Source organism: Citrobacter sp. Colony219, from assembly GCF_019382635.1.
Taxonomy (GTDB): Bacteria; Pseudomonadota; Gammaproteobacteria; order Enterobacterales; family Enterobacteriaceae; genus Citrobacter; species Citrobacter youngae.
Genome location: NZ_CP080033.1, coordinates 3,068,385 through 3,068,651 on the forward strand (window position 1 = coordinate 3,068,385; position 267 = coordinate 3,068,651).

Sequence of the window (267 nt, forward strand, 5' to 3'; positions counted from 1 at the left end):
AAAAGGGGCTTTCGCCCCTTTCTGTTAATGCAAACAGCACTGCTTATATTTCTTGCCGCTGCCACAGGGACAAGGGTCATTGCGCCCTACTTTGGCATCCACTTTCACCGGTACTTTGACTGGTGTTTCCTGAGGATGCGCCATCCAGTAAGCATGCAGGTCCAGCGCAGCCAGGCGGATGGCATCGACGCTCTCTTCAAACGCTTCAAGTGTCAATTTCTCAACCACCGCAAAGTTCTCTTCCGTACCGTGCAGCGCAATAGCCTC

General features: G+C 52.8%; 1 protein-coding gene. It reads right to left on the minus strand.

Annotated elements, in window-relative coordinates:
- Positions 1-24: 24 nt before the first annotated feature.
- On the minus strand, positions 25-267 hold a 243-nt coding region (locus JTI85_RS21480; protein ID WP_255574762.1), incomplete at its 5' end, for an SEC-C metal-binding domain-containing protein.